Raw genomic sequence first — 9188 nt, 5'->3', positions numbered from 1 at the left:
GTTGCCACCAGGGCAGTAGAGGTGTTCTGGCTCATATGCACCCATCTTAGCAGTCCGGGATTTGGACTGCTAAAGGAGGAAAAAGTTCCAGCATCCTATTGATGCAACACTGGTCCCAAACAGAGCCCTACCGTAGCGCGATTTGATGACAGTGGCGAGCACGCTTTTCGGGATTCACAATCCCTTGGAATTCAATCAATTAGCCACCGGAAACCGGCCGAATCGGGTCAAGCGGAGCTGAACAGGCCATCCCGAGAGCCCATTCAGGGCCGGAAACGTTGCCCGACGTTCAGCCCGGGCCGGGCGCCCGTGCTCAGAGCGCCGAACGCGGCGGCAGCGACCAGTCGATCGGGGCCTGCCCGCGGCGCTGCAGGTACTCGTTGGCCATCGAGAAATGCCGGCAACCCAGGAAGCCACGGTGGGCCGACAGCGGCGACGGGTGCGGCGACTTCAACACCCGGTGGCGGCGGGTATCGATGACTTTGCCCTTCTGCTGCGCATAGGCGCCCCAGAGCATGAACACCAGGCCCTCGCGTTCGCGGTTGAGCACATCCACGACGTGGTCGGTGAAGCCTTCCCAACCACGGCCCTGGTGCGCACCGGCCTTGCCCTCTTCCACGGTCAGCACGGCATTGAGCAGCAGCACGCCGCGCTGCGCCCACGGAATCAGGCAGCCGTGGTCCGGACGTGGAATACCGAGGTCGCTCTCGATTTCCTTGTAGATGTTCAGCAGCGACGGCGGCACCGGCACGCCCGGCGCCACTGAAAAACTCAGGCCATGGGCCTGGCCGCGGCCGTGGTACGGGTCCTGGCCGAGGATGACCACCTTCACCTGCTCGAACGGCGTGGCGTCGAAGGCCGCGAAGATCTGCGGGCCCGGCGGAAACACCGCCGCACCGGCAGCCTTGCGCTGGCGCAGGAAGGCGGACAGCTCGCGCATCTGCGGCTGCAGCAGGTAATCACCGACCTGCTGCTTCCAGCTCGGTTCCAGCTGGATCGTCGGGGTGTCGGCTACTTCATCCATCATCGAATCAGGGGTCCATCGTTCAAACGGGCCAGCCGCAGCTGGAACAGCACCTTGGTCACCAGCAGGCGCTCCTCGATCGGCTTGAGCACCAGATCGTTGGCACCGGCCTGCAGCAGCCCGGTCTGGTTGTGCGGGTTGCCGTCGCCGGTCATCACCAGCACCGGCAGGCGGCGCTTGCCATAACCGAAATCCACGCGGACGCGCTGCACCACGTCGCGACCACTCAGTTCACCCTTCAGGGTGACGTCGGTCAACACCAGGTCGATGCGGTGACGGCTGCGGCCCAGCGATTCGGCGGTGAGCAGGGTGAACGCTTCCTCGGCGCTGACCACGTGCAGCACGTTCAACTGCTGCCGCTCGAGCATGCGCTTGGTCGCCTCGGCCACGACCCGGCTGTCCTCGACATACAGGATGGTGGCACCGGGAATGGTCTGCGGCTGCACGTAGCCGCGGATGAAGGTCGCCAGCGCCTCGTGGCCGAGCGCCTTGTCGAAATAGTCGGTGACGTACTCTGTGAAGCGGCGCTGTTCCAGGTGCTGCTGCGCATCGCCGGAGACCACGATGACCGGCACGTAGGCCTGGCCGGCGGCTTCACGCACGCGCTTGGCCAGCGCCAGGCCGTCACCATCGCGCAGGGTCAGCGAGGTGGTGACCAGGTCCACCGGGCCCTGCGCCAGCACCTGCTGCGCTTCTTCGATGCTGTCGCAGCCGATCACCTCCACGCCCGGCAGGTCGCGCTGCAGGACGTCGGCGATCAGCTTGCGTACCAGCTTGGAACCATCGACCACCATCACCCGCGTCGCGGGCCCTTCAAGGTGCTTCAGCGCTTGCGGTTGCATGCTGGTCTCAGGTGTCGGTGGGGCGGGTCTGGCGGAGGAAGTGACCGGTCACCAGCCAGGCGCCCAGCCAGCCCAGCAACAGGGTGCCGAGCAGAACCAGGCTGCCGTGCAGCAGGTCCAGGCCATGCAGGACGAAGGGGCTGCCGTAGCTGCGCGACAGCTCGGCCAGCGGTGCGCGCAGGGCGGCACCGGCCACGCCGATCAGGGCCAGCGCGACCGCGCCAGCCCCCAGGCCATACCAGGCGCCCAGGTACAGGAACGGGCGGCGGATGAAGCCATCGCTCGCACCCAGCAGTTGCAGCACACCGATTTCCTCGCGGCGGGCCTGGATGTCCAGGCGCACGGTGTTGCCCACCACCAGCGCGGCACCGGCGCCGAGCAGGGCTGAAAGTACCTGCACCAGGCGTGCACCAAAGGCCAGCCACGCATCCAGACGCTGCCGCCAGAGCGCGTCGTGCTGCACCAGATCGGCCCCCGGCAGGCTTTCCAGCGCTCGCGCCAGGCGGGCGTCATCCTGGCCCTGGCCCGGAGTGACCACCAGCAGCGACGGCAGCGGGTTGTCGTTGAGTGCATCGATGGCCTCGCCCAGGCCGGCGTCGCGCAGTTCCTGCAGGCCCTGTTCGGGCGTACGCACGGTCACGTTGGCCACGTCCTGGCGGTCACGCAGCTCGCCGGCCAGGCGCAGCGCCCCCGGTCCATCCACGTCGGCCTTCAGGAACACATTGATGTCGCGCGACTGCTGCACGCTGCCGGCAAACTGCTTGAGGTTGTCCAGCGCAATGGACAGGCCCAGCGGCAGGGCCAGCGCCAGCGCCATGACCATCACCGTCAGCAGGGTCGCCCATGGCTTGCGGCAGGCACGGCCCAGGCTGAACACCACACTGTGGGCATGGTGGTGGAACCACACGCCCAGGCGCGAGGGTGCGGCGGCTTCGCTGTTTTCGTTCTTGCCCATGGGTTACTCCGCCAGGTCCTGCGGCGAAATATCGTCCGCCAGCCGGCCATGGTCGAGGATCAGCACACGCTTGCGCATGCGGCGCAGCAGCGGCAGGTCGTGGCTGACCACCAGCACGCTGGTGCCGCGCGAGGGCAGTTCGGCGAACAGGGCCATGATCTCCGCCGCCAGCGTCGGATCGAGGTTGCCGGTCGGCTCGTCGGCCACCAGCAGCTTGGGTTCGCCCACGATCGCACGGGCGATGCCCACCCGCTGCTGCTCACCGGCCGACAGCTGCGAGGGCAGCGCCTTTTCACGATGGCCCAGGCCCATGCGTTCCAGCACCGAGCGCACGCGCTTGCCGATGTCGCCGCGGCGGGTGCCACGCAGGATCAGCGGCAGCGCTACGTTCTCGGCGATGGAGCGGTCCATCAGCAGGCGATGGTCCTGGTAGACCGCACCCACCGCGCGGCGGTGGCGGGGGATGTCGCCGCCACGCACCTTCAGCAGGTTGCGCTCGTCGAACACCACCGCGCCGCGGCTGGGCCGCTCGTCCAGGTGGATCAACTTGAGCAGGGTGCTCTTGCCCGCCCCGGAATGGCCGGTGACGAACAACATTTCGCCCGGAGCCACTTCGAAGCTGACATCGGTCAGGGCTTCGTGGCCACCGGCGTACTGTTTGCTGACATTGTCGAAGCGCAGGACACTCATGCCCCGATTATGCAGGAGCGGCGCGACGTCGTGGAGATGGTGGGGCGATTGATGGTAGCCGCAGGAGCAGCCGAGCGTAGGCTCGGCTCTACAGGGCGGCATGGGGCTGTAGAGCCGAGCCCATGCTCGGCTCAGTGCGGACCAAGGTCCGCACCCACCATCGGGCGGCTCAGTTGCCCGACAGCATCCGGCGGATCTTGCGGCCGATGCGGGTCAGGAACGAATCGCCCGGGTCGGCCGCGGTACGCACCGGCTTGGCCACCACCTGCACCGGGGTGACCGGGCTGGCGCCGTTGCCGGCATTGGCCTGCATGCCCTCGGCACCCTCGACCGGACGACCGTGGCGACGACGACGGCGCTTGCGCGGCTTGTGCTCGCCATCGACGGCACCTTCCGGTGCGCCTTCGGCACGCGGCGGGCGCGGCGGGCGCGGGGCCTGGGCGGCGGCGCCTTCGGCAGCGGCGGCGGGCGCAGCCGCGCCCTGCTCACCTTCCACGCGCGGCTTGCGCGGGCCACGCGGACGGCGTTCGCCACTGCGCTCACCATCGCGACCACCACGGCCACCACCACCGCCGGAACGGCCGCCACTACGGCCACCGCCTCGACGCTCTTCCTCGGCGGCGCGGGCTTCGCGCGCTTCGCGGAAGATCTGGCCGACGCTCTCGTTGTCCTCGCCTTCCTCGCCTGCGGCCGGGGCCGGGCGTTCCGGACGCGGCAGCGGGGTCATCAGTTCCTTGGTGACCGGCTCGGACGGAATCTTCTGCTCGATGTACGCCTCGATGTCCGGCAGGCCCATCGCGTAGCGCTCGCAGGCGAAGCTGATCGCATCACCTTCCTCGCCCAGGCGCGCGGTACGGCCGATGCGGTGCACGTAGTCTTCGGCGTCGAACGGCAGATCGTAGTTGTAGACGTACTTGATGCCGTCGATGTGCAGGCCGCGGGCGGCCACATCGGTGGCCACCAGGATTTCCAGCTGGCCCTTCTGGAAGCGGTTGAGCAGGCTTTCGCGCTTCTTCTGCGGCACGTCGCCGGACAGCACGCCGACGCGGTAGCCGGCCTTTTCCAGCGAACGGGCCACGCGCTCGACGAACACCTTGGTGTTGACGAAGACCATGGTGCGCGCGCCTTCGCTGCGCGACAGCAGGCCCAGCAGCAGCGGGATCTTCTCGTCATCGGCCGGGAAGTAGATGCGCTGGCGCACGCGCGCGGCGGTGATGGTCTCGGCTTCGACCACCAGCTTCTGCGGCTCGTTCATGTGCTCGTAGGCCAGCTCCAGCACGCGGTGGCTGAGGGTGGCGCTGAACAGCAGGGTCTGGCGGGTGGTGCGCTCGGGCATGCGGCGCAGCAGGAAGCGGATGTCCTTGATGAAGCCCAGGTCGAACATGCGGTCGGCTTCGTCCAGCACGCAGATCTCGCAGGCGTGCAGCGAAACCACCTTGTGCTGCTTGACGTAGTCGATCAGGCGGCCCGGGGTGGCGATGATGACGTCCACGCCCTGCTGCAGCAGCTCGCGCTGCTTGTCGTAATCCACGCCGCCGTAGACCAGGGCGAAACGCAGGCCCAGGTCGGAACCGAACTTCACCGCATCCTTGTGGATCTGGATGGCCAGTTCGCGGGTCGGGGCCAGGATCAGCGCGCGCGGGTCTTCCGGCTTGCGATCGGCCAGGGCCGGGCGGGTCAGCAGGCGGTTGACGACAGCAACCAGGAACGCCAGCGTCTTGCCGGTGCCGGTCTGGGCCTGGCCGGCAACATCACCACCGGGCAGCGCGACCGGCAGGGTCAGCGCCTGGATCGGGGTGCAGCGGGTGAATCCGGCTCCTTCAAGACCGGCCTGCAGGGCCGGGTGCAGCTCAAAGGAGGAGAAGGTCAAATCGGTCAGCGGTTTGTCGCTCATGAGTCCGTCTTGGTATGGCCGCCGGCCCACGGGGCGGCTGGCACTTCATCGTCTAGGGGCACCGTCGCAAACTGCGGCCCCTGCGGCGGGTTGGGGCGCGGGGACCAGCCGGTCCGCACGCCGCACAATGCCCCAGTTTAACGCACTCGGCCCGGCAAACCGGAACCAGTCGTCTCACGAACTCAAGAGACGGCGCACAGGTACGGCGTCTTCACCCAGCCGCACGCCACTTGAACGGCGCCGGCGCGCCCTCTGGCCCTGCCCCGATGCCATCCCCATCTGCTGGGAGACAGTGAAATCCGACACATACCGGGGTCCACCACGATCACGATACGCTGGGTTCCAGCCAGCAACTGTCCCCGCCCCGCGATAGGGGTACACTGCCGGCCGTGAGCGTCCAGGCATCCCGCCGAACGCACCGCGGCAGACCGCCGCGAGGCAACGACGAGGGTCGCGCCACCGGGCATGGCCCAGTTCACCCACCTCCGGCCTGGCCGGGTGCAATCCAAGACGAGAAACCAAGATGAGCGACAAGGTTGTACACGTCGGCGATGCCGACTTTGATAGCGCCGTACTGAATTCCAAGGAACCGGTGCTGGTCGATTTCTGGGCCGAATGGTGTGGCCCCTGCAAGATGATCGCCCCCGCGCTGGACGAACTGGCCGACGCCTACCAGGGCCGCGCCAAGATCGCCAAGGTCAACGTCGACAACAACCGCGCGCTGGCCGCCAAGTACCACGTGCGTTCGATCCCGTACCTGGTGGTGTTCAAGGACGGCGAGAAGGTCGGCGAGCAGATCGGTGCGGTGGGCAAGGCCCAGCTGGCCGGCCTGCTGGACAAGGCCCTGGCCTGATCCTGTGGTTCCACGGCAGCCGCTGACCGCGGCTGCCGCTGGGCGCCCCGCGCCCGCATGAATGCAGTTCCCCGCAGCCCTTGCATGGCGCTGCAGGCCGATGATAGTGTCGGCATATCCGGCCGCGTTCGCGTGCCGCACCCTCTGGACGCAGTTTCTTCCAGACCCATTCCCAACGTTCGCCGCCCCAGCCGGGCGCTCGCACCTTCAAGCGAGGAATAACGCTCTTGTCCGATAACACTCCTGAAACCGGCAGCGCCGATGCGCCCGCCGAAAAGCGCGTGCGCAAGCCGCGCGTGAGCAAGGCCGCCGCTCCGGCTGCCGCCGAAACCAGCGCTGCCCCCGCGCAGCCGACCCTGCCGCTGGCAGCCGCGCCCGAAGCGGCGGCACCGGCCGCAGCCGCCGCCCCCGTGGCCGCCCCCGCGCCGAGCGCGCCTGCTGCTGAAGCCCCCGCCGCTGGCGGCGGTGAGGGCGGCGAAGGCCGCGAATCCGGCCAGCCGCGCCAGCAGAACCACCAGGGCGGTGGCCAGAACCAGGGCCAGCACAACAACCCCTACAACCAGAACGGCCAGCAGGGCCAGGGCAACCGCCGCGACCGCTTCCGCAACCGCCGCGACCGTGACCGCAACCGCGGTGGCCGCGATGACGGCATGCCGCAGGACGGCGGCGAGCAGCAGCCCTTCGTGCCGCGCCCGCACGCCAACGTGCCGGAAGGCTTCCCGGTCTACTCGCTGAGCGATCTCAAGCGCATGCCGGCGCAGAAGCTGCTGGAAATCGCCGAGCAGCTGCAGATTTCCGAAGGCGTCGCCCGCGCCCGCAAGCAGGACGTCATCTTCGCCCTGCTGAAGGTGCTGACCCGCCATGGTGACGGCGTCGCCGCCGACGGCGTGCTGGAAATCCTGCCCGACGGCTTCGGCTTCCTGCGCGCGGCCGAGGCCAGCTACCTGGCCGGCCCGGACGACACCTACATCTCGCCCAGCCAGATCCGCCGCTTCAACCTGCGCACCGGCGACCACATCTCCGGCCGCATCCGCTTCCCGAAGGACGGCGAGCGCTACTTCGCACTGAACATCGTCGACACCATCAACGGTGAGCCGATAGAAGCGTCGAAGAACAAGGTGCTGTTCGAGAACCTGACCCCGCTGTTCCCGCGTCGCCGCTTCACCCTGGAGCGCGGCAACGGTTCGTCGGAAGACATCACCGGCCGCATCCTCGACCTGATGGCGCCGCAGGGCAAGGGCCAGCGCTCGCTCATCGTTTCCCAGCCGAAGGCCGGTAAGACGATGATGATGCAGCAGGTCGCCACGGCAATCACCACCAACCACCCGGACGTGCACCTGATCGTGCTGCTGATCGATGAGCGCCCGGAAGAAGTGACCGAAATGCAGCGCACCGTGCGCGGCGAGGTCATCAGCTCGACCTTCGACGAGCCGGCCGCGCGCCACGTCCAGGTGGCCGAAATGGTCATCGAACGTGCCAAGCGCCTGGTCGAGCACAAGAAGGACGTGGTGATCCTGCTGGACTCCATCACCCGCCTGGCCCGCGCCTACAACAACGTGGTGCCGAGCTCGGGCAAGGTGCTGACCGGTGGTGTGGACGCCAACGCCCTGCACCGCCCGAAGCGCTTCTTCGGTGCCGCGCGCAACGTGGAAGAAGGCGGCAGCCTGACCATCATCGCCACCGCGCTGGTCGACACCGGTTCGAAGATGGACGAGGTGATCTACGAAGAGTTCAAGGGCACCGGCAACAGCGAAGTGCACCTGAGCCGCCGCATCGCTGAAAAGCGCGTGTTCCCGGCCATCGACATCAACCGTTCGGGCACCCGCCGCGAAGACCTGCTGATCGAACCGGAACTGCTGCAGAAGATCTGGATCCTGCGCAAGCTGCTGCATCCGATGGATGAAATGGCCGCGATGGAATTCCTGCTGGACAAGATGAAGAACACCAAGTCCAACGACGAGTTCTTCGGTTCCATGAAGCGATAAGCCATCGGAAATAGCTTGAAGACAGCGCCTTCGGAGAAACGGAGGCCCTGTTCGTATCGGGATAGCGATGAGCCGGGATTGGCGGTCTGACCACCGGGTTTGACCACCAATCTTAAGCACCAGACAGTTCAAGAACCCCTTGACCGCGAGGACAGGGGATTGAACAAGTGCCATTACCTACCGCAACTAGGCCAGCCCTGGTACATCCGTATCAAGGTACCTGCCGCGCTACGTGGCAGAGTCGGGAACACGCACATCCGACGCGCCCTGCATACCCGCGACATTGACGAAGCGAACCGCCGGAAGTGGCCGGCCCTCGCCCAAGTCCGCGCCTATCTTGATTCGCTTGAGAGTGGGACACTCGCCCCTCTCTCCCTTCACATGCCGAGCGAGATACGTGAAGTACCCGCCCAAGTTCCACAGACGGCGGCACACTTCGACCTGAGGCCGACTACGGGCCTAGATGCCCTGTCCGAAGACTGGACCATGACCGGTCCGGTCAAGACCGTCCAGTTCCAGCGTAAACAGACATAGCAAGGAACTGCGGAGCAATCTTGGCGGAGACCTCAACCCAAACAGTGTCAAAGCCGCTGAAGCTGAGCGCTCTAGGCGCGTTCTGGAAGTGGGTAGCTTTACGCTGTTACACGCCCAAGGGAAGGAATTCTTGGAAGGGCTTTCTTCTAGGCAGTAACGAAAATGAACGGACCAAGCCCAAGAAGCGCCCATACACCATGCCTAGACTAGTTGCTCTGTTTTCAGGCAACCCGACCTATCCGGCACTACGAGAGTTCTTGGGGCTCCACCTCTAGACGGGCGCCCGCATCGACGAAATCTATTCGCTCGCGCATACCGCTAAATCTGCGTAGCTGCGGGCCTGCATACCTTGAACGGCGACCAATAGCCTGTATCGGGAAAGCTGTTGAATGACCCGATTCAACCATGCCT

General features: G+C 66.6%; 8 protein-coding genes. 3 read left to right on the top strand and 5 right to left on the bottom strand.

Going from position 1 to position 9188, the window contains the following annotated elements:
• Positions 1-313: 313 nt before the first annotated feature.
• From ung to rhlB, 5 genes are all read right to left on the bottom strand, one after another.
• Positions 314-1027 carry a uracil-DNA glycosylase gene (gene ung, locus ACQKDV_RS07480; RefSeq protein ID WP_427783122.1) on the bottom strand — a complete coding sequence of 238 codons (714 nt, stop codon included), beginning with the start codon at positions 1025-1027 and terminating at the stop codon, positions 314-316.
• Positions 1024-1866, bottom strand: a complete 843-nt coding sequence (locus tag ACQKDV_RS07475) for a response regulator (protein ID WP_427783121.1) — start codon at positions 1864-1866, stop codon at positions 1024-1026. The genes ung and ACQKDV_RS07475 overlap by 4 nt, the downstream gene beginning before the upstream one ends.
• Positions 1867-1873: 7 nt before the next feature.
• A complete protein-coding gene (ftsX, locus tag ACQKDV_RS07470; RefSeq protein ID WP_313142361.1) occupies positions 1874-2821 on the bottom strand; it encodes a permease-like cell division protein FtsX in 948 nt (315 codons plus the stop codon).
• Positions 2822-2824: 3 nt separating this feature from the next.
• Positions 2825-3511, bottom strand: a complete 687-nt coding sequence (ftsE, locus tag ACQKDV_RS07465) for a cell division ATP-binding protein FtsE (RefSeq protein WP_427783120.1) — start codon at positions 3509-3511, stop codon at positions 2825-2827.
• Positions 3512-3680: 169 nt separating this feature from the next.
• Positions 3681-5405 carry an ATP-dependent RNA helicase RhlB gene (gene rhlB, locus ACQKDV_RS07460; RefSeq protein WP_427783119.1) on the bottom strand — a complete coding sequence of 575 codons (1725 nt, stop codon included), beginning with the start codon at positions 5403-5405 and terminating at the stop codon, positions 3681-3683.
• Positions 5406-5928: 523 nt separating this feature from the next.
• On the opposite strand from rhlB, the gene trxA reads away from it, so the two are divergent.
• The 3 genes from trxA (at position 5929) to ACQKDV_RS07445 (ending at position 8777) form a co-directional block, all read left to right on the top strand.
• Positions 5929-6258: a thioredoxin gene (gene trxA / locus ACQKDV_RS07455; protein ID WP_025878607.1), complete on the top strand. Its 330-nt coding sequence runs from the start codon at positions 5929-5931 to the stop codon at positions 6256-6258.
• A 227-nt stretch (positions 6259-6485) separates the two neighbouring features.
• Positions 6486-8243 (top strand): transcription termination factor Rho, encoded by a 1758-nt coding sequence (rho, locus tag ACQKDV_RS07450; protein WP_427783118.1) that lies wholly within the window; start codon positions 6486-6488, stop codon positions 8241-8243.
• Between the two features lie 99 nt (positions 8244-8342).
• Positions 8343-8777: a DUF6538 domain-containing protein gene (locus ACQKDV_RS07445; RefSeq protein ID WP_427783117.1), complete on the top strand. Its 435-nt coding sequence runs from the start codon at positions 8343-8345 to the stop codon at positions 8775-8777.
• Positions 8778-9188: the final 411 nt, after the last annotated feature.

Origin of the sequence: Stenotrophomonas sp. NPDC077659 (assembly GCF_050268705.1) — a bacterium.
Classification (GTDB): domain Bacteria; phylum Pseudomonadota; class Gammaproteobacteria; order Xanthomonadales; family Xanthomonadaceae; genus Stenotrophomonas.
This window is presented reverse-complemented; position numbering and strand designations above follow the sequence as displayed.

What these genes read in the sequence shown, in the direction of transcription:
- ung (WP_427783122.1), bottom strand. Translation starts at nt 1,027, where the DNA reads ATGATGGATGAAGTAGCCGACACCCCGACGATCCAGCTGGAACCGAGC.
- ACQKDV_RS07475 (WP_427783121.1), bottom strand. Translation starts at nt 1,866, where the DNA reads ATGCAACCGCAAGCGCTGAAGCACCTTGAAGGGCCCGCGACGCGGGTG.
- ftsX (WP_313142361.1), bottom strand. Translation starts at nt 2,821, where the DNA reads ATGGGCAAGAACGAAAACAGCGAAGCCGCCGCACCCTCGCGCCTGGGC.
- ftsE (WP_427783120.1), bottom strand. Translation starts at nt 3,511, where the DNA reads ATGAGTGTCCTGCGCTTCGACAATGTCAGCAAACAGTACGCCGGTGGC.
- rhlB (WP_427783119.1), bottom strand. Translation starts at nt 5,405, where the DNA reads ATGAGCGACAAACCGCTGACCGATTTGACCTTCTCCTCCTTTGAGCTG.
- trxA (WP_025878607.1), top strand. Translation starts at nt 5,929, where the DNA reads ATGAGCGACAAGGTTGTACACGTCGGCGATGCCGACTTTGATAGCGCC.